At 33.8% G+C, this 17753-nt stretch carries 20 protein-coding genes and 4 tRNA genes; 21 read left to right on the top strand and 3 right to left on the bottom strand.

Annotated elements, in window-relative coordinates; translation table 11 throughout:
- Positions 1 to 61: 61 nt before the first annotated feature.
- From AC0J6S_RS01060 to AC0J6S_RS01040, 5 genes are all read left to right on the top strand, one after another.
- Complete coding sequence (locus tag AC0J6S_RS01060) at positions 62 to 2017, top strand: putative porin (protein ID WP_474955045.1); 1956 nt, start codon at positions 62 to 64, stop codon at positions 2015 to 2017.
- Between the two features lie 208 nt (positions 2018 to 2225).
- Positions 2226 to 3587, top strand: a complete 1362-nt coding sequence (locus tag AC0J6S_RS01055) for a pyridoxal-phosphate dependent enzyme (RefSeq protein WP_474955044.1) — start codon at positions 2226 to 2228, stop codon at positions 3585 to 3587.
- Positions 3588 to 3799: 212 nt separating this feature from the next.
- Positions 3800 to 4282, top strand: coding sequence for a 3'-5' exonuclease (locus AC0J6S_RS01050; RefSeq protein ID WP_474955043.1), 483 nt, complete (start codon positions 3800 to 3802; stop codon positions 4280 to 4282).
- Positions 4283 to 4400: 118 nt separating this feature from the next.
- The gene (locus AC0J6S_RS01045) at positions 4401 to 5681 is read left to right on the top strand and encodes a DUF2851 family protein (RefSeq protein WP_474955042.1); all 1281 of its coding nucleotides are present in this window, start codon (positions 4401 to 4403) and stop codon (positions 5679 to 5681) included.
- A 56-nt stretch (positions 5682 to 5737) separates the two neighbouring features.
- A complete protein-coding gene (locus tag AC0J6S_RS01040; protein ID WP_474955041.1) occupies positions 5738 to 5965 on the top strand; it encodes a PspC domain-containing protein in 228 nt (75 codons plus the stop codon).
- A 75-nt stretch (positions 5966 to 6040) separates the two neighbouring features.
- On the opposite strand, the gene AC0J6S_RS01035 is transcribed toward AC0J6S_RS01040, so the two are convergent.
- Positions 6041 to 7492, bottom strand: a complete 1452-nt coding sequence (locus tag AC0J6S_RS01035) for an amino acid permease (protein WP_474955040.1) — start codon at positions 7490 to 7492, stop codon at positions 6041 to 6043.
- Between the two features lie 247 nt (positions 7493 to 7739).
- On the opposite strand from AC0J6S_RS01035, the gene AC0J6S_RS01030 reads away from it, so the two are divergent.
- Positions 7740 to 8636: a ComEA family DNA-binding protein gene (locus AC0J6S_RS01030; RefSeq protein ID WP_474955039.1), complete on the top strand. Its 897-nt coding sequence runs from the start codon at positions 7740 to 7742 to the stop codon at positions 8634 to 8636.
- A gap of 168 nt (positions 8637 to 8804) precedes the next feature.
- On the top strand, positions 8805 to 9974 hold the full coding sequence (locus tag AC0J6S_RS01025) for an acyl-CoA dehydrogenase family protein (RefSeq protein WP_474955038.1): 1170 nt from the start codon (positions 8805 to 8807) through the stop codon (positions 9972 to 9974).
- Between the two features lie 157 nt (positions 9975 to 10131).
- Here the strand turns inward: AC0J6S_RS01025 and AC0J6S_RS01020 are convergent, their stop codons facing one another.
- Together AC0J6S_RS01020 and AC0J6S_RS01015 are read right to left on the bottom strand one after the other, a co-directional pair.
- Positions 10132 to 10773, bottom strand: coding sequence for an endonuclease/exonuclease/phosphatase family protein (locus tag AC0J6S_RS01020; protein WP_474955037.1), 642 nt, complete (start codon positions 10771 to 10773; stop codon positions 10132 to 10134).
- 18 nt (positions 10774 to 10791) lie between these two features.
- Positions 10792 to 11199: a hypothetical protein gene (locus AC0J6S_RS01015; protein WP_474955036.1), complete on the bottom strand. Its 408-nt coding sequence runs from the start codon at positions 11197 to 11199 to the stop codon at positions 10792 to 10794.
- 103 nt (positions 11200 to 11302) lie between these two features.
- On the opposite strand from AC0J6S_RS01015, the gene rpsU reads away from it, so the two are divergent.
- The 14 genes from rpsU to rplL all read left to right on the top strand — a co-directional run bounded on the left by rpsU (position 11303) and on the right by rplL (position 17577).
- Entirely contained in the window at positions 11303 to 11497 is a 195-nt protein-coding gene (gene rpsU, locus AC0J6S_RS01010) for a 30S ribosomal protein S21 (RefSeq protein WP_035670421.1), read from the top strand.
- Positions 11498 to 11565: 68 nt separating this feature from the next.
- Positions 11566 to 12462, top strand: coding sequence for a tyrosine-type recombinase/integrase (locus AC0J6S_RS01005; RefSeq protein WP_474955035.1), 897 nt, complete (start codon positions 11566 to 11568; stop codon positions 12460 to 12462).
- A 30-nt stretch (positions 12463 to 12492) separates the two neighbouring features.
- Positions 12493 to 12795: a ribosome hibernation-promoting factor, HPF/YfiA family gene (hpf, locus tag AC0J6S_RS01000; protein WP_474955034.1), complete on the top strand. Its 303-nt coding sequence runs from the start codon at positions 12493 to 12495 to the stop codon at positions 12793 to 12795.
- Positions 12796 to 12885: 90 nt separating this feature from the next.
- Positions 12886 to 12959, top strand: a tRNA-Thr gene (locus AC0J6S_RS00995).
- 33 nt (positions 12960 to 12992) lie between these two features.
- Positions 12993 to 13073 (top strand) — tRNA-Tyr (locus tag AC0J6S_RS00990).
- A 79-nt stretch (positions 13074 to 13152) separates the two neighbouring features.
- Positions 13153 to 13224: transfer RNA gene (locus AC0J6S_RS00985), tRNA-Thr, on the top strand.
- 52 nt (positions 13225 to 13276) lie between these two features.
- Positions 13277 to 14464 carry an elongation factor Tu gene (tuf, locus tag AC0J6S_RS00980; protein ID WP_113665256.1) on the top strand — a complete coding sequence of 396 codons (1188 nt, stop codon included), beginning with the start codon at positions 13277 to 13279 and terminating at the stop codon, positions 14462 to 14464.
- A gap of 63 nt (positions 14465 to 14527) precedes the next feature.
- Positions 14528 to 14598: transfer RNA gene (locus tag AC0J6S_RS00975), tRNA-Trp, on the top strand.
- 17 nt (positions 14599 to 14615) lie between these two features.
- Complete coding sequence (gene secE / locus AC0J6S_RS00970; protein WP_474955033.1) at positions 14616 to 14813, top strand: preprotein translocase subunit SecE; 198 nt, start codon at positions 14616 to 14618, stop codon at positions 14811 to 14813.
- Between the two features lie 10 nt (positions 14814 to 14823).
- Complete coding sequence (gene nusG, locus AC0J6S_RS00965) at positions 14824 to 15375, top strand: transcription termination/antitermination protein NusG (protein ID WP_474955032.1); 552 nt, start codon at positions 14824 to 14826, stop codon at positions 15373 to 15375.
- A 68-nt stretch (positions 15376 to 15443) separates the two neighbouring features.
- Positions 15444 to 15881, top strand: a complete 438-nt coding sequence (rplK, locus tag AC0J6S_RS00960) for a 50S ribosomal protein L11 (RefSeq protein WP_035639405.1) — start codon at positions 15444 to 15446, stop codon at positions 15879 to 15881.
- Between the two features lie 13 nt (positions 15882 to 15894).
- Complete coding sequence (rplA, locus tag AC0J6S_RS00955) at positions 15895 to 16584, top strand: 50S ribosomal protein L1 (RefSeq protein ID WP_039109061.1); 690 nt, start codon at positions 15895 to 15897, stop codon at positions 16582 to 16584.
- A 22-nt stretch (positions 16585 to 16606) separates the two neighbouring features.
- Positions 16607 to 17119 (top strand): 50S ribosomal protein L10, encoded by a 513-nt coding sequence (gene rplJ / locus AC0J6S_RS00950; RefSeq protein ID WP_474955031.1) that lies wholly within the window; start codon positions 16607 to 16609, stop codon positions 17117 to 17119.
- An 89-nt stretch (positions 17120 to 17208) separates the two neighbouring features.
- Positions 17209 to 17577, top strand: coding sequence for a 50S ribosomal protein L7/L12 (rplL, locus tag AC0J6S_RS00945; RefSeq protein WP_091202326.1), 369 nt, complete (start codon positions 17209 to 17211; stop codon positions 17575 to 17577).
- Positions 17578 to 17753 lie beyond the last annotated feature (176 nt).

Here is a 17753-nt window from a genome sequence, read left to right as displayed (position 1 = left end):
ATAGCCATTTATAATATACCTTTGTCAATCATATACCGTTACCTAATTAGATTCCTATCAAATGAGAATAGTATTTTATCTGTGTTTTTTGGTCTTTCCAGCTGTAGTATTTTCTCAACAAAAAAGAGAAGGGGTAATAAAGTATGATAGTCAATATAATAGCACTGATTCTGTTAAAAAGCAGACTGAAAAAATCGCAACCATTGATCTCTACAAGGTAATCACCATAGAAAATGATACTACTTATATCGATACTTCGCTTACGATTCAAAAAGAATACAGCCACAACTATTTGCGAAAAGACATTTTTGGACTTCTACCTTTTGCAAATGATGGGCAAACTTACAATACACTGCAATATAGTTTAACTGATTTTTCGCCGTATCCAGAATTTGGCTTTAAAGCAAAACATTTTAATTTTTTAGAAGCAAATCAAATACGATATTATTCAGTTGCTACTCCTGTTACCGAATTATATTTTAAAACTACTGTTAGAAAAGGGCAGTCTGTCGATGCTTTTATTACATTGAATACTTCTGAAAATCTTAATTTTTCGATAGCTTACAAAGGATTGCGTTCAGAAGGGGAATATCTTAATCAATTATCTAGTACGGGTAATTTTAGATTTACCACAAATTACAACACTAAGAACAAGCGCTATTTTGCAAAAGCCCATTATACCTTTCAAGATATTTTGAATGAGGAAAATGGCGGAATCACAACTATCGAGAATTTTGAAAGTGAAGATCCAAACTACAATAACCGTCAACGATTTGAAGTCTATTTTAATGATGCCAAATCATTTCTAAAAGGGAAAAGAATTTTTCTCGATCACAATTTTAGAATTAATCCTAAAAAGGGAGATAATAATTTGTACGTAACACATCAATTTAATTACGAGAATAAGTTTTTCGAATACAATCAAGCAACTGTCCCATCAACAGTTGGTTCTGAAATAGTCTTCCGTTTTGGAGAATCTTATTTGGATAGTGGTATAAATGACCAAACTCGTTATAATAAAATGTATAACAAACTAGGGTTGATATATGAGAACACTACTTTAGGAACTTTTCATTTTTTTGTAGATGATTTTAGATCAAACTATTATTACAATCAAATCCTTATTTTTGATGACCGTACGATACCAAGTTCTTTCAGTCAAGAAATTAATAGCGCTGGTGGGCAGTATGAATATCGACGCAATAAATGGAATGGTAAATTTTTATATTCCAGATCGGTAACGGCACAATCGCTGTCTAATTTAGATGCTAAATTACAATACGAACTGAATGATGAAATTCAACTTGCATTTCAGTACCAAAATATAAATAAACTGCCAAATAATAATTATAATTTGCACCAAAGTAGCTTTGTACAATACAATTGGTCAAATGATTTCAAAAATGAAAAAATCAATACAATCAAAGCAAATGCTGTTTCTCCTTGGGTTAATGCCGAGCTACAATTTTCAGTTTTAAAGGATCATTTGTATTTTAATAACATTTCAAATTCAGAGCAAATCCTTGCCAAAACCCAAATTGTGGCTCCATCACAATACGATGGAACTATAAATTATTTATCGATTAAAATCAGCAGAGAGTTAAAATTTGGAAATTTTGCTTTGGACAATACAATTTTATATCAAAAAACGGAACAAGCCGAAGCTGTTTTAAACGTTCCTGAAATTGTTACTAGAAATACGTTTTATTATTCCAATTATTTGTTTAAAAAAGCGCTATTCCTACAAACGGGGATTTCACTGAATTATTTTTCCAAGTATTATGCTAATGAATACAATCCTGTAATAGGAGAGTTTTTTGTGCAAAATGAAAAGCAAATTGGGAATCATCCCAATCTTGATTTTTTCATCAATGCAAAAATGCAACGAACAAGGATTTATTTTAAAGTAGAACATTTTAATTCGGCTTTAACTGGGAACAATTTTTATGCTTCTCCCAACAATCCATCTCGTGATTTCACGATTCGATTTGGTTTGATTTGGAACTTCTTCAATTAATTTCTTCTTAGAATTATAGGGTGCCAATTATGTTTTATTGGGCGTTTTATCGTGCTATCCGCTATAGCTGCCGCTTGCTTAAGGGAGGCAAAGAAAGGATATCGCTTTTATCACGAACGCAAAATACCGTAAACAAGAATATTTTATAACAAAATACTATCTTTGCAGCAGTATTTACAACAAATCACAATCTTAAAATAAAACTATAATGCGCTACGCAGATAATATATTAGGCACAATAGGCAATACACCTTTAGTAAAACTTAATAAAGTTACTGCCGAAGTAGAGGCTTTGGTACTTGCAAAAGTCGAAACATTCAATCCTGGAAATTCAGTAAAAGACAGAATGGCCGTAAAAATGATTGAAGATGCTGAGGCTGATGGACAATTAAAGCCAGGCGGAACCATCATCGAAGGAACTTCCGGCAATACCGGAATGGGATTAGCATTAGTAGCCATCATAAAAGGGTACAAATTGATTTGTGTGATTTCAGACAAACAGTCAAAAGAAAAGATGGATATTCTTCGTGCTGTGGGAGCTAAAGTGGTGGTTTGTCCTACAGATGTGGAACCAACAGATCCACGTTCCTATTATTCGGTTTCTAAACGTTTAGCAACGGAAACGCCTAATTCTTGGTATGTAAATCAATACGATAATCCTTCAAATGCAATAGCGCATTACGAGCAAACAGGTCCTGAAATTTGGGAACAAACGGAAGGTAAAATCACTCATTTTGTTGTTGGTGTTGGTACTGGAGGAACAATCTCAGGAGTAGCAAAATATTTGAAAGAGAAAAACCCAAATATTAAAATCTGGGGAATAGATACTTACGGTTCTGTATTTAAAAAATATCACGAGACTGGAATTTTTGATGAAAATGAAATTTATTCGTACATCACCGAAGGAATTGGAGAAGATATATTACCAAAAAATGTAGACTTTTCTTTAATCGATGGTTTTACAAAAGTAACGGACAAAGATGCTGCGGTTTATACTCGTAAAATTGCACTTGAAGAAGGAATATTTGTAGGGAATTCTGCTGGAGCAGCAATTAAGGGATTGTTGCAACTTAAAGAACATTTTAAACCTGAAGATGTTGTTGTGGTACTTTTCCATGATTCGGGAAGTCGCTATGTGGGTAAAATGTTTAATGATGATTGGATGCGCGAACGTGGTTTTCTGGAAGAAGAAATCACAAAAGCAGAGGATGTAATCAAAGATCACATCGATAAACCATTGATTGTGGTTCGTACTGAAGAATTAGTTTCGCATGCTATAGAAAGAATGCGTAAATACAAAATTTCTCAAATTCCCGTGATTGATATTACTGGATTTGTAGGTTCTGTTGACGAAAGTGATTTGTTTCAAAGTTATGTAGCTGACAAAGATGTAGCAGATAAGCCGATTAAAGATGTAATGGGAAAACCTTTTCCAATAGTGAAGCACGGAACACCTATCGAAGAAGTTTCTAAATTATTTACTAAAGAAAATGAAGCTGTTTTAGTAGAATTAGAAAATGGAAGTCACCATATTATTACTAAATATGATATTATTGGTTCAATAAAATAAGCTTAAAATTGGAAGTTATTTCCTAACTATACTCCTGCAAGATTCGAAAAACCTTGCAGGTTTTTTGGTTTAATTAGTTTGTTGTTGTAAAAGTTTTGGAGACTAAAATTTGCAACAAGAAATAAAAAGAAAGTTATCGAATGCATTGAACTTGTATAATTGATAGTACTTTTGTAAATCTAAAAACACCAACCTTAAAATCGTAAAACAAATTGACCTTTACTGCTATAGATTTTGAAACTGCAACTGGACATCATCCCTGTTCTGTAGGTATTGTAACCGTAGAAAACGGAATAATTATAGATGAGTTTGTCAGCTTGATTAAACCGCCTAATAATCTGTATTCGCCCTTTACGATTCAAGTGCATGGAATTTATCCTCGCGATACCGTAAGTGCTAAATCATTTGCCCAAGTGTATCCTGAAATTCAAAAAAGACTCCAAAATAGAGTAGTAGTGGCTCATAATGAAAGTTTTGACAGGAATGTTTTAGCGAAATCAATGGCGCTTTATAATTTAGATTACGCTGATTTGAATATTGCTTCTCGTTGGGAATGTACTGTGAAAATTTATAGGGCTAAAGGATTGAAACCAACTAAATTGAGTGATTGTTGCCGAGAAATGAACATTGCTTTAAATCATCACGAAGCTTTATCTGATGCTCGGGCTTGCGCCAAATTGTATCTGATGAAATAGAAACACTTATATTTCCCAATTTCGCTACTCTCTTTAGTGAAATTTCTGATTTTTTTTATTTTAGATAATTTGCTATTTCTTTTTTTACTACATTAGTCTTCAATCTAATATGTTCAATATGAAAGAAGATTTTCTTCATTATCTATGGAAATTCAAGAAGTTTGATGCCTTGAATTTGAAAACCTTCAATGGTGAGGAAATTACAATTGTTAATGTTGGACAATATTTAGAACTTTCCGGGCCTGATTTCTTTAATGCCCAAATAACTATCGGGGATCAAAAATGGGCTGGAAATGTAGAAATTCATGTTAAATCATCTGATTGGTATGTGCATCATCACGAAAGAGATGAAGCCTATGAAAACGTAATTCTTCATGTGGTATGGGAACACGACACTGAAATTTTCAGAAAAAATAATACAGAGATTCCTGTTTTGGAACTTAAAAAATATGTTGATGCTGTAACGATTTCTAATTATCAATCTTTAATTTCTCCTAAATCATGGATTTTCTGTGAGAGACAAATTCAAGAAATTGATGAATTTGTGTTTAAAAATTGGCAGGAGCGTTTATTTTTTGAACGTTTGGAAAGAAAATCAAAACCTATATTTGAATTTTTAGAACAAACCAATCACGATTGGGAAGCGGTGTTATTTTGTCTTTTGGCGAAGAATTTTGGATTAAACACGAATGGTGAAATCTTTTTGAAAATTGCTCAAACTATTCCGTTTCCTGTTGTCAGAAAAGAAAGTTTTGAGGTTGAGAATCTGGAAGCTTTGATTTTTGGGACTGCTGGATTATTGGATTCGGAGAAGGAAGATAATTATTTTAAAGATCTAAAATTCAGGTATTTCTATTTATTGCATAAATACCAACTAGAAAAAATTTGTACGGAACCAGTTCAATTTTTCAAGCATCGTCCGGATAATTTCCCAACGATTCGGCTTTCCCAGTTGGCGAACTTATACCACAATCAGCAGAATTTATTCTCAAAAATCAGTGCCATAAATTCTTTGAAAAGTTGTTATGACTTGTTTCAGGTTTCAGTTTCTGAATATTGGTTGAATCATTATCAATTTGATAAAGAAAGCCCAAATAAAAGGAAATCGGTTGCTAAATCTTTCATTGATTTGATTGTTATAAATACGATAATTCCGTTACAATTTGCTTTTGCAAAAAGTCAGGGAAAAGAAATCTCCGAGGATTTGATTCAACTCTTACATGAAGTTGCACCAGAAAAAAATGCTATTATTGATAAGTTTCATTCTTTTGGAATAGTGTCAGAAAGTGCGTTTGTGACGCAATCATTGCTTCAACTCAAGAATGAATATTGTAACAAAAGTAAATGTTTGGAGTGCAGTGTAGGGATAGAATTACTCAAAAAACAATTAGTGGTTTAGCTAAGGCAGCAACTGGATAATTTTGTAATTTTGCACATACCTAATAATTTTTTAAAATGGCAGTAATTATAAAGCTCAAGTTTTTTTTTGAGAAACACGGTTTTCATGTTTCCTCCCGTTTGGCGGATACTTTAGGAATGCGTGCGAGTAGTGTCCGACTTTTTTTTATTTATTTATCTTTCGTTACCGCTGGACTGTGGTTTGCCGTTTATTTAACGCTTGCATTCTGGATTCGATTGAAGGATTTGATTCGGGCAAAACGCACCTCTGTTTTTGATTTGTAAAAATATTTAAAATAGAAAAAGGGATTATAAAGTAGTTGAATACTTTATAATCCCTTTTTTGATTATGATATGAGTCTACTTGTCAGGATTATTCAATTTACTATTTTTCTTTCCGTAGATAAAATAGATAGCAACTCCTAATGCCATCCAGATGATTAACCTAGCCCAGCTTTCATTTGGTAATGAATACATCAATGCCAAACAGATTAATATTCCTGCAATTGGAACATAAGGAACGAACGGTGTTTTGAATGATCTTGGTGCGTCCGGCATTTTTTTACGCATTACTAATACTCCAATACATACTAATACGAAGGCTAACAATGTTCCTATACTTACCATGTGGCCCAAATCACTTACGGGTACGAAACCTGCAAAAAGGCTTACAAATACCATAAAGAAAAGATTTGTTTTCCATGGTGTTCTGAATTTAGAATGAATATCACTAAAGAATGAAGGTAATAAACCATCTTTACTCATGGTGTAGAAAACACGACTCTGTCCCATTAACATTACCAACATTACAGAAGTATATCCCGCTAAAATGGCTACTATTAAACCAGTTTGTAAAAAGGTATATCCTGTTCTGGCAAATGCTGTTGCCGCTGGTTTAGCATCTCCTGCAAATTCACCGTAGGGTACAAGTCCAGTCATTACGTGTGCAAATAAGACATATAATATAGTACAGATCACTAATGATCCTAAAATACCAATCGGCATTCCTTTTTGTGGGTTCTTTGCTTCTTGTGCAGCTGTAGATACAGCATCGAAACCAATGAATGCAAAGAATACAGTTCCAGCTCCAGCGGCAATTCCTGACCAGCCAAATTCTCCAAATACACCAGTGTTTTCTGGGATATACGGAGTGTAATTTGCAGTGTCAATAAAGCTCCAGCCTAAAACGATAAACATGATAACTACGATTACTTTTACTACAACTAAAATGTTGTTTATTGAAGCAGATTCTTTTGTTCCTCTTATTAATAATAGTGATAACATAGAAACAATAAAAATTGCCGGTAGGTTTATCATACCGCCTTCTATAATAGTTCCATCGCTTAATTTTAAAGTTTCCCAAGGCGAGCATATCAAATTATGGGGGAGATGTATTCCATATTTGTTTAGTAATTCTAGTAAATAACGCGACCAACTCACACCAACTGTTGCAGCTCCTAAGGCATATTCAAGGACTAAATCCCATCCAATGATCCAAGCCATAAATTCTCCCATTGTAGCATAAGAGTAGGTATAAGCACTACCTGCTACTGGTATCATGGATGCAAATTCAGCATAGCAAAGTCCCGCAAATGCGCATCCTACAGCGGCTAAAACGAATGATAGTGTAACTGCCGGGCCTGCATGTTCTGCGGCGGCAATACCTGTTAATGAGAATAATCCTGCTCCAATAATTGCTCCAACTCCAAGTGCTACTAATGAACGTGAAGACAAAGTCCTTTTTAATCCTTTTTCAGATTCTGATGCTTCATTTAGCAATACCGAAAGTGGTTTAGTTTTCCAAATTGACATGGGTTATATGGTTTTGTTTGTTATTAAGCTCCAAATGTATTGTTTTTTATAAAAAATAAAAACAATAAATGAATTTTAAGTTGTAAAAAGTGATGTATTGCCTTTTTTAATATTCATTTCGTATAAAAAGGGTCTATTGAAAATGTTAATTTTCATTTGAAATATTTTTATTTTCAAAGTTATTTTATCTTAATTTTATTTCTAATTTTAGACTCATTATTTCAACGTGCAAATCCATCAATACAACATGAGTTTCAAATCGATTCAAAGTTATTTTAAATTCACCAAGGAACAGCGCACAGGTATTTTCTTTTTGTTTCTAGTTATTGTCGTAATGCAACTCGTATTTTTTTTTGTTGATTTTAGCGCTGTGAGTAAAGAATATCCTGAGAAACAAAAATGGCTTTCTCTCCAGTCTGAAATGGATTCTCTTAAAATGGATACTAAAAATAGCAAACCGAAAATATATCTTTTCAACCCTAATTTTATAACGGATTATAAAGGATATAAGTTGGGAATGTCAGTTCAGGAGATTGATCGTTTGCTGGCTTTTAGAAAAGAAAATAAATACGTAAATTCACCTCAAGAATTTCAAAATGTGACAAAAGTCTCAGATTCCTTGCTACATGTCATGGCTCCTTATTTTAAATTTCCGGATTGGGTAAATAATAAAAAATACAATACTAAATTTAAAGAATATACATCGTATCAAAATCAGGCTTTCGCCAAAAAAGAAAAAATTGTTCTTATTGATATAAATCAGGCAACAAAAGAGGATTTAGTGAAAATCTATGGAATTGGCGAAGCGATTTCTGTTCGGATTTTGAAACAAAAAGAAACTTTAGGAGGATTTGTTTCCATGGAGCAAATGAAAGAGGTTTGGGGATTATCTCCCGAAGTAATCGAAAATTTGAATAGTCATTTCAAAGTTTCAATTCTTCCTGACTTTAAGAAAATTGATATTAATAACGCGTCTTTAAAGGAACTTGCTCAATTTTATTATTTCAGATACTCCTTGGCTAAGGAAATAGTAACATACCGGAGTATGAATGGAAATATTAAAAATATTGAGGATTTAACAAAAATTAAGGGATTTCCTGTTGATAGAGCGAATATAATTGGCTTATATTTGGACTTTAATTAGAAGTGTCAAATTTTTGGCTATTGACAGCAATATTATAATGCATTTTAAAATAGATGCATTACTTTTCTATTCACTAATTATTTTAACCGTAAAAAAAAGAAATCTGAGGCATAGCTATATCATTATGTTTCAATTAATACCATTTGTTAAAAAAAAATTATATAATATATGAATTCAAATTATTTCACTGAAGAACACCAAGCATTTAGAGAAAGTTTAAAATATTTTTTGCAGAAAGAAGTTGTTCCGCATATTGAAAAGTGGGAAAAAACAGGTACAATAGAGCGTTTTATTTGGGAGAAATTTGGCGAGATGGGCTACTTTGGTATTGCATACCCGGAAGCTTATGGTGGTCTAAATCTCGATTTATTTTACACCGTTATTTTTCTAGAAGAATTACAGAAAATCAAGTCTTCAGGTTTTGCTGCTGCAATGTGGGCTCATGGATATTTAGCGATGACCCATTTGAATGCAGAAGGTGATGAAAGAATAAAGCAAGACTACTTAGTACCAAGTATTGCTGGAAAGAAAATTGGAGCTTTATGTATTTCAGAGCCTTTTGGAGGCAGTGATGTTGCAGGGATGCGCACTAATGCTGTGAAACAAGGAGACAAATATATTATTAATGGTTCTAAAACATTTATTACAAACGGTGTTTATGCAGACTATTATATTGTTGCAGCAAAAACTAATCCTGAACTTGGTAACAAAGGGATTAGCATCTTTCTGATGGATACTGGTTTAAAGGGTATATCTGCTGTCAAGTTAGATAAATTAGGTTGGAGAGCATCAGATACAGCTGAAATAGCCTTTGATAACGTAGAGATTCCAGTAGAAAACTTAATGGGTGAAGAGGGGAAAGGGTTTCCTTATATCATGCAGCATTTTGCTTTGGAGCGTTTAATTATGGCTATAAATGCACATGCTAGAGCTGAATATGCGATAGATTATACAATAGATTACATGTCGCATAGAGAAGCGTTCGGAAAAAAAATCAGTAAGTTTCAAGCATTGAGACATACACTTGTTGAGCATGCTACAGAGGTAGAACATTGTAAGGTGTTTAACTATGCTGCAGTTGCTCGTTTAGGTAAAGGGGAGTACGTTGTAAAAGAGGCAACTATGGCTAAACTGAAATCTACAAAAGTTGCAGATGATGCTATTTACAGCTGTTTGCAAATGTTAGGTGGTTATGGTTATATGGAGGAATATCCATTAGCGCGTTTGTTTAGAGACAGTCGTCTAGGACCAATAGGCGGAGGAACTTCAGAAATTCTTAAAGAGATTTTAGGCAAAATGATCATTGATAATCAAAATTATGAGCCAGCTGTGAAATAATAGCTCGCCGATAATCAATTCAGATAAATGATAGCGAATGTTGAATAATTTCTAAATTATTTCTCTTCGGAGAGGAATTACTGAAATTAAAAAAATAGCGATTTATAGAAATTTGTTGAAAGCGCAAGTGTTTTTAAAATCATAAAAAAAGCGACAATCAGTTACGATTGTCGCTTTTTTCATTTATGCCTTCTATAATTATTTCTTGAACAATCTCGTGTTCTCCCTCTTCTAAGTTTTCTGTTAAATGTTCTTGTTCAGATGTCTTCTTGTTGATGAAAAATTTTGCATATATCGGAAAATGATCAGATCCGAAATGTTCTAAACTTTTTAATTCATCAATAAATACATCTGACGTGTGAAACATCAAGTCAATAGGAAATCTTAGAAACCAGTATTTGGTATGAAAACTGGAGATAAATCCTCTGCCAATTCTTCCGTCTATAGTCTCGCTGGTTTTTCTAAATAAGATGGAGGATTTTGCCCAAGCCACATTGTTAAAATCCCCAACTACAACACAAGTATCAGCGTTTTGTTTTATTTTTTTTGCGATACTCAAAAGCTCTCCATCACGCTCTTTGGAATTTTTTTCCTCAGTAGGACTTGGCGGTGGTGGATGGACGCCAAAGAAAGTAAATTCAAAATTGTCTCCAGTTCTTATTTTTGCCTCAATGCTGGGAAGATCATCCGCTACAAAGTAATGAACGCTGTGATTTGTTATTTTTAATTTAGAATATAAATGCATGCCATACGTATTATTCAAGGCGACTTTAACATTGTATTTGTATTTGTGATTCAAAACTGAGAGTGCTTTTTCCTAATTTTTATCAGATTCCATGGTTAAAAAAATATCCGGATTGTATTTATTAATTAGAGCTATAAATTTTTCATATTCTTTGTTTTCTTGAAATACGTTTGCCGAAAGGACTGTAATTATTTCTGAAGAAATATTACAAGGTTCTTTTTGTACTGATTTGTGAAAAGAAGTGTATTTGGAAAGAGTTGCAAGATGGTCTATAATACTTATTAAAGTCAATAGCTGAAGAATAGGTATCCAAACATCAGATTCATCTATCAAGATAAAGCTAAAGATTAAAGCTGTACTCTGTAAAATAAGTATTTGAATTTTCCCAAACTCAAAAAACCTATAGAACCAATGTGTCAGTGGCATATAGGGTAAAATACTTGCAAATAGCAGTAGAATAAAAATTACGATAAACCACATAAACTTTATTTAGTTGATAAAAATAAATAAAATTATGCAAATACTTGTAAGTTCGCTTTATTATCCTACTTTTGCAAACTTAAAGAAAGGGGGTGTCTATATTATGTTAATTATACCAATTAAAGACGGAGAAAATATCGATAGAGCGTTAAAACGTTACAAAAGAAAATTTGATAAAACAGGAACTGTTCGTCAATTAAGAGCGCGTACTGCTTTTATTAAGCCTTCAGTTACAAATAGAATCAAAATTCAAAAAGCGGCTTATATCCAAAATATGAGAGATAACTTAGAAAGTTAGTCGATTCCATTAAATAAAAAACCGTTAGTAATCAAAATTTTATAACTTTGATGCTAACGGTTTTTTTTATGTCTACAAATACAGATGCATTTCGAGATTATCTCTGTTTAGAGAAAAAATATTCTCCTCATACAATAACAGCTTATTGCAACGATATTAATTCTTTTGAGTCATTCAATAAAATTCATTTTGATCAGGAAAATATCGAACGAGTGAATTACGGTCAAATTAGAAATTGGATTGTTTCATTAGTTGATGATTCAGTATCAAATGTTTCGGTGAATAGAAAAATTGCATCCTTAAAAGCATTTTATAAATTTCTATTAAAAACAAAACAGATAGAAGTTAGTCCGCTGTTGAAACACAAAGCGCTTAAAATTCCTAAAATAATACAGATTCCTTTTTCTGAAAAGGAAATGACGGCTGTTTTGGATCAAATGCAAAACACGGTCGGATTTGAAGAGGTTAGGAATAAGCTCATAATTGATTTGTTGTATACTACAGGAGTGCGAAGAGCAGAATTGATTCATCTAAAAATGGATAATGTTAATTTGTCATCTAGTACAATTAAGGTGTTAGGGAAGCGAAATAAAGAGCGTGTTCTTCCTGTGTTGCCAATAATTTCAGATCAGTTTTCTTTATACGTAAAAGAAAGAAACTCGTTGTTGGTTATGGTTGATGATGATTATTTTTTTCTCACAAAAAAAGGGTTAAAATTAAATGAATCTTTTGTGTATCGATTAATAAATTCTTACTTTAGTACTGTCTCTGAAAAAGTAAAAAAAAGTCCTCACATTTTGCGACATACATTTGCGACACATTTATTAAATAATGGAGCAGATTTGAATTCGGTGAAAGAATTATTGGGACATTCCAGTTTGGCATCTACTCAAGTATATACGCACAACAGTTTAGCGGAACTGAAGAATATATATAAAGATGCGCATCCGCGGGGAAGAAAGTGATTTGGTGTGTAACAATTAAAAAAGATGATTATGAAGGTAAGTGTTCATGCAGTTAACTTTGCTGTTGACAAAAAGCTAGTAGATTTTGTTCAAGAAAGAATGGACAAGTTGGAAAAGTATTATGACAAAGTCGTGTCAGCGGATGTTTTTTTGAAAGTTGAAAAGACAAGTGATAAAGAGAATAAAATTGCGGAGGTGAAAATAAACGTTCCAGGAGATGAATTTCTAGTAAAAAAACAGTGTAAAACTTTTGAAGAGGCCGTGGAACTTTCGGCAGAATCTCTAGAACGAATGTTATTAAAAAGAAAAGAAAAGATAAGTTCTCATATTTAATATAAATTTTTTTGAAAAAATGTTTTGATTGAGAGATAAAATCTCTACATTTGCAGTCCGTTAGAAATAGCGGACTTTTTTTATTGATTCGCCAGCGTAGCTCAGTTGGCTAGAGCAGCTGATTTGTAATCAGCAGGTCGTGGGTTCGAGTCCCTCCGCCGGCTCAAGACTGTAAAGGTTTGATGATAAAAAAAGTAGGGGAGATACTCAAGCGGCCAACGAGGGCAGACTGTAAATCTGCTGTGTGAACTTCGCAGGTTCGAATCCTGCTCTCCCCACAAGGATTAATCTTAGATTGCAATGGTGTGGATTTAATAGTCTGAGTATTGCGATTTAAACTCTTTGATAAGGGGTTCTGCCGACTTAGCTCAGAGGTAGAGTGCTTCCTTGGTAAGGAAGAGGTCGCGGGTTCAATTCCCGTAGTTGGCTCAAGTAAGTAGGAAATAGAAATTAATATATAACAAGATTAAAATTAAGTAAAATGGCAAAAGAAACCTTTAACCGTAACAAGCCCCACTTAAACATTGGTACAATTGGGCACGTGGATCACGGAAAAACTACATTAACGGCAGCAATCACAAAAGTTTTATCTGATGCTGGTTACTGTCAAGCAAAATCATTTGATCAAATTGATAATGCTCCTGAAGAAAAAGAAAGAGGTATTACAATTAATACATCTCACGTTGAGTATGAAACTGCTAATCGTCATTACGCTCACGTTGACTGTCCAGGTCACGCGGATTACGTAAAAAACATGGTTACAGGAGCTGCTCAAATGGATGGTGCTATTCTTGTGGTAGCTGCAACTGATGGACCAATGCCTCAAACACGTGAGCATATCCTTTTAGGACGTCAGGTTGGTATTCCTAGAATGGTTGTATTCATGAATAAAGTGGATATGGTTGATGATGAGGAATTATTGGAGCTTGTTGAAATGGAAATTAGAGACTTATTGTCTTTCTATGAATATGATGGTGATAATTGTCCAGTTGTTCAAGGTTCTGCTTTAGGTGGATTGAATAATGATCCAGCTTGGGTACCAAAAATCATTGAATTAATGGCAGCTGTAGATTCTTGGATCGAAGAGCCAATCCGTGATACTGAAAAACCATTCTTAATGCCGGTTGAAGATGTATTTACAATTACTGGTCGTGGAACTGTTGCTACAGGTCGTATCGAAACTGGTATTGCTAATACAGGAGATGCTGTTGAAATCATTGGTATGGGAGCTGAAAAATTAACTTCTACTATTACAGGAGTTGAGATGTTCCGTAAAATCCTTGATAGAGGTGAAGCAGGAGACAACGTAGGTTTGTTGTTAAGAGGTGTTGATAAAGAATCTATCAAAAGAGGAATGGTTATCATTAAGCCAGGTTCTGTTAAGCCACACGCAACTTTCAAAGCTGAGGTTTATATCTTGAAAAAAGAAGAAGGTGGACGTCATACTCCATTTCATAATAACTACCGTCCACAGTTTTACGTTCGTACAACTGATGTAACAGGAGTTATTACTTTGCCAGAAGGTGTAGAGATGGTAATGCCAGGAGATAACTTAACTATCAATGTATCTTTGTTAAGCCCAATCGCAATGAGCGTTGGTTTACGTTTCGCTATCCGTGAAGGTGGTAGAACTGTAGGTGCTGGACAAGTTACTGAAATTGTAGGTTAATCTCCTAAAAATTATATAAAGCCAGTTGATTTTCATAACTGAAAAGTCGCTGGCTTTTAACTAACGGGCGTAGTTCAAGGGTAGAATAGCGGTCTCCAAAACCGTTGATGGGGGTTCGAATCCCTCCGCCCGTGCAAAAAAATATATCACAATGACAAAAGTTGTAAATTACATATCAGAAGCATTTGAAGAGTTGAAATCAAATGTAACTTGGCCGGAATGGCCTGAGGTACAACGTCTCACGATTGTTGTGGCTGTTTTTTCAGTTTTGTTTGCCTTGGGAACATGGGGAGTTGATGAAATTTTCGCGAAAGCTTTAGCTGGATTTTTTAACTGGATAAAAGCTTAATTTTTTTGTTATGGCAGATGTAAATGTTAAAAAATGGTATGTCGTTAGAGCGGTAAGTGGCCAAGAGAATAAAGTTAAAGCATACATCGAAACCGAAATCGCAAGATTAGGAATGGGTGATTATGTTTCTCAGGTTTTAGTTCCTACTGAAAAAGTCGTTACTGTGAAAGAAGGGAAAAAAATCGTTAAAGATAAGGTTTATTTTCCTGGTTATGTTATGATTGAAGCGAATCTTGTTGGTGAAATACCGCATATTATTAAATCCATAACAAGTGTTATTGGTTTTTTAGGTGAGATAAAAGGTGGAGAACCAGTTCCGTTAAGAATTTCAGAAGTAAACAGAATGTTAGGTAAAGTTGATGAGTTAGCTGTAAATACAGACACGCGTTCAATTCCTTTCAATATCGGTGAGACAATTAAGGTTATTGATGGACCTTTTAATGGATTTAACGGTACTGTTGAAAAAATTAATGAAGAAAAGCGTAAACTAGAAGTAATGGTTAAAATCTTCGGAAGAAAAACACCGTTAGAGTTGAGTTTTATGCAAGTTGAAAAAGTATAATTTTTTGTTACATCTATAATATCCATTGCAATCGCTTCCAATGATTGTAGTGTTAAATTTTTTAAAAAATGGCTAAAGAAATTAGTAAGGTAGTTAAACTACAAGTTAAGGGAGGTGCTGCGAATCCGTCGCCACCGGTTGGACCTGCTTTAGGAGCTGCTGGGGTAAACATCATGGAATTCTGTAAGCAATTTAATGCCAGAACTCAAGATAAACCCGGCAAAATATGCCCAGTACAAATTACTGTGTATAAAGACAAATCATTTGATTTTGTTGTAAAAACTCCTCCAGCTGCTGTCCAGTTATTGGAAGCTGCAAAGCTAAAGTCAGGATCAGGTGAACCAAATCGTAAAAAAGTAGCAAGCGTTACTTGGGACGTTATCAAAGCAATTGCTGAAGATAAAATGGTAGATTTAAATGCATTCACAATCGAATCTGCTATGAGCATGATTGCTGGAACTGCTAGGTCTATGGGTATAACTGTATCAGGAGATTCTCCTTTTTAATTAAGAGAAAGACATGGCAAAATTGACAAAAAAGCAAAAAGAGGCTGCTTCAAAAATTGAAAAGAACAAACTATATTCTCTTAAAGATGCTGCGGCATTGATAAAAGTAGTTGCTTCTGCAAAATTTGATGAGTCTGTTGATATCGCAGTACGTTTGGGTGTAGATCCAAGAAAAGCGAATCAAATGGTTAGAGGTGTGGTAACATTACCTCATGGAACTGGTAAAGACGTTAAAGTATTAGCATTGGTTACTCCAGACAAAGAAGCGGAAGCTTTAGCAGCTGGTGCTGACTATGTAGGTCTTGACGATTATTTACAAAAAATTAAAGACGGTTGGACGGATGTTGATGTTATCATCACAATGCCTTCTGTTATGGGTAAATTAGGTCCATTAGGTCGTATTTTAGGACCTAGAGGTTTAATGCCTAACCCTAAGACAGGTACTGTAACTATGGATGTTGCAAAAGCTGTTCAAGAGGTTAAAGCTGGTAAAATTGACTTTAAAGTTGACAAAACTGGTATTGTGCATGCAGGAATTGGTAAAATTTCTTTTGGAAGCGAGCAAATCGTTGACAATGCGCACGAAATTATTCAAACATTAATCAAACTTAAGCCAACTGCTGCTAAAGGAACTTACATCAAAAGTATTTACCTAACTAGTACTATGAGTCCTGCAATTGCATTGGACCCTAAAGCGGTATAATTGGTAGTTAAAAATTTTTAGTATGACTAGAGAAGAAAAATCAATCGCGATTGAAGTTTTAACTGCACAGTTAGCTGGTACAAACATTGTTTATGTATCTGATATTTCTGGAATGAATGCAGAATCAACTTCAAACTTGAGAAGAGCTTGCTTTAAAGCAGGTATAAAATTAGAAGTAGTTAAAAATACTTTGCTTGCAAAAGCAATGGAAGCTTCAGCTAATGATTATGGAGATTTACCTTCAGTTTTGACTGGTAATAGTGCTATATTCATTTCTGACATAGCTAACTCTCCTGGTAAAATAATCAAAGATTTCAGAAAAAAATCAGCTAAACCTGTATTAAAGGGAGCTTATATTAACTCTGAAGTTTATATTGGAGACGATCAATTAGATGCACTAGCAACTATTAAATCTAAAGAAGAGCTTATAGGCGAACTTATTGGATTATTGCAGTCACCAGCACAAAGAGTTATTTCTGCTCTTCAAAACCAATTCGCAAAAAGTGAAGAGGCTACAGAAGAAGTGGAAGCATAATAAAGGTAGGGTTTTACTCTAATTTTATTTAAAAACGCGCACAATAAATAAATTATATTTTTACAAATCATTTTAAAACGATAGAAAAAATGGCAGATTTGAAACAATTCGCAGAACAATTAGTTAACCTAACAGTAAAAGAAGTTAACGAATTAGCAACAATATTAAAAGATGAGTACGGAATCGAGCCAGCTGCTGCAGCTGTAGTAGTTTCAGGTGGTGGTGAAGCTGCTGCTGAAGAAGTTCAAACAGAATTTACAGTTGTGTTAAAAGAAGCTGGTTCTTCTAAATTAGCAGTTGTAAAATTAGTTAAAGAACTTACAGGTTTAGGTTTGAAAGAAGCTAAAGATGTAGTTGATAGTGCACCAAGTAATGTGAAAGAAGGTGTTTCTAAAGAAGAGGCTGAAGGTCTTAAAAAATCTTTAGAAGAAGCTGGAGCTGTTGTTGAACTTAAATAGTTAAACTCAGTTTAAGGAATTAGGTTTAGGTCTTGGGAGTCACCCAATGACCTAAACCATTTTTCGTATAACAAAAGTCTAGCTTGCTCAATTGCGGTTTAGTCTTTTAAACAAATTCATTTTACCCATTACGAGGAAAAAAAATTAACAGATAATAAGAAAGTAGTTATCTTAAA

It is taken from the genome of Flavobacterium sp. TS_SC_5, from assembly GCF_056156265.1.
The sequence above is the reverse complement of the archived record's forward strand: the minus strand, read 5'-3'. Positions and strand labels throughout refer to the sequence as shown.

What these genes read in the sequence shown, in the direction of transcription:
- AC0J6S_RS01040 (WP_474955041.1), top strand. Translation starts at nt 5,738, where the DNA reads ATGGCAGTAATTATAAAGCTCAAGTTTTTTTTTGAGAAACACGGTTTT.
- rplA (WP_039109061.1), top strand. Translation starts at nt 15,895, where the DNA reads ATGGCAAAATTGACAAAAAAGCAAAAAGAGGCTGCTTCAAAAATTGAA.
- AC0J6S_RS01055 (WP_474955044.1), top strand. Translation starts at nt 2,226, where the DNA reads ATGCGCTACGCAGATAATATATTAGGCACAATAGGCAATACACCTTTA.
- rpsU (WP_035670421.1), top strand. Translation starts at nt 11,303, where the DNA reads ATGTTAATTATACCAATTAAAGACGGAGAAAATATCGATAGAGCGTTA.
- tuf (WP_113665256.1), top strand. Translation starts at nt 13,277, where the DNA reads ATGGCAAAAGAAACCTTTAACCGTAACAAGCCCCACTTAAACATTGGT.
- hpf (WP_474955034.1), top strand. Translation starts at nt 12,493, where the DNA reads ATGAAGGTAAGTGTTCATGCAGTTAACTTTGCTGTTGACAAAAAGCTA.
- rplJ (WP_474955031.1), top strand. Translation starts at nt 16,607, where the DNA reads ATGACTAGAGAAGAAAAATCAATCGCGATTGAAGTTTTAACTGCACAG.
- AC0J6S_RS01030 (WP_474955039.1), top strand. Translation starts at nt 7,740, where the DNA reads ATGAGTTTCAAATCGATTCAAAGTTATTTTAAATTCACCAAGGAACAG.
- secE (WP_474955033.1), top strand. Translation starts at nt 14,616, where the DNA reads ATGACAAAAGTTGTAAATTACATATCAGAAGCATTTGAAGAGTTGAAA.
- nusG (WP_474955032.1), top strand. Translation starts at nt 14,824, where the DNA reads ATGGCAGATGTAAATGTTAAAAAATGGTATGTCGTTAGAGCGGTAAGT.
- AC0J6S_RS01035 (WP_474955040.1), bottom strand. Translation starts at nt 7,492, where the DNA reads ATGTCAATTTGGAAAACTAAACCACTTTCGGTATTGCTAAATGAAGCA.
- AC0J6S_RS01015 (WP_474955036.1), bottom strand. Translation starts at nt 11,199, where the DNA reads ATGTGGTTTATCGTAATTTTTATTCTACTGCTATTTGCAAGTATTTTA.
- AC0J6S_RS01060 (WP_474955045.1), top strand. Translation starts at nt 62, where the DNA reads ATGAGAATAGTATTTTATCTGTGTTTTTTGGTCTTTCCAGCTGTAGTA.
- AC0J6S_RS01025 (WP_474955038.1), top strand. Translation starts at nt 8,805, where the DNA reads ATGAATTCAAATTATTTCACTGAAGAACACCAAGCATTTAGAGAAAGT.
- rplK (WP_035639405.1), top strand. Translation starts at nt 15,444, where the DNA reads ATGGCTAAAGAAATTAGTAAGGTAGTTAAACTACAAGTTAAGGGAGGT.
- AC0J6S_RS01005 (WP_474955035.1), top strand. Translation starts at nt 11,566, where the DNA reads ATGTCTACAAATACAGATGCATTTCGAGATTATCTCTGTTTAGAGAAA.
- rplL (WP_091202326.1), top strand. Translation starts at nt 17,209, where the DNA reads ATGGCAGATTTGAAACAATTCGCAGAACAATTAGTTAACCTAACAGTA.
- AC0J6S_RS01045 (WP_474955042.1), top strand. Translation starts at nt 4,401, where the DNA reads ATGAAAGAAGATTTTCTTCATTATCTATGGAAATTCAAGAAGTTTGAT.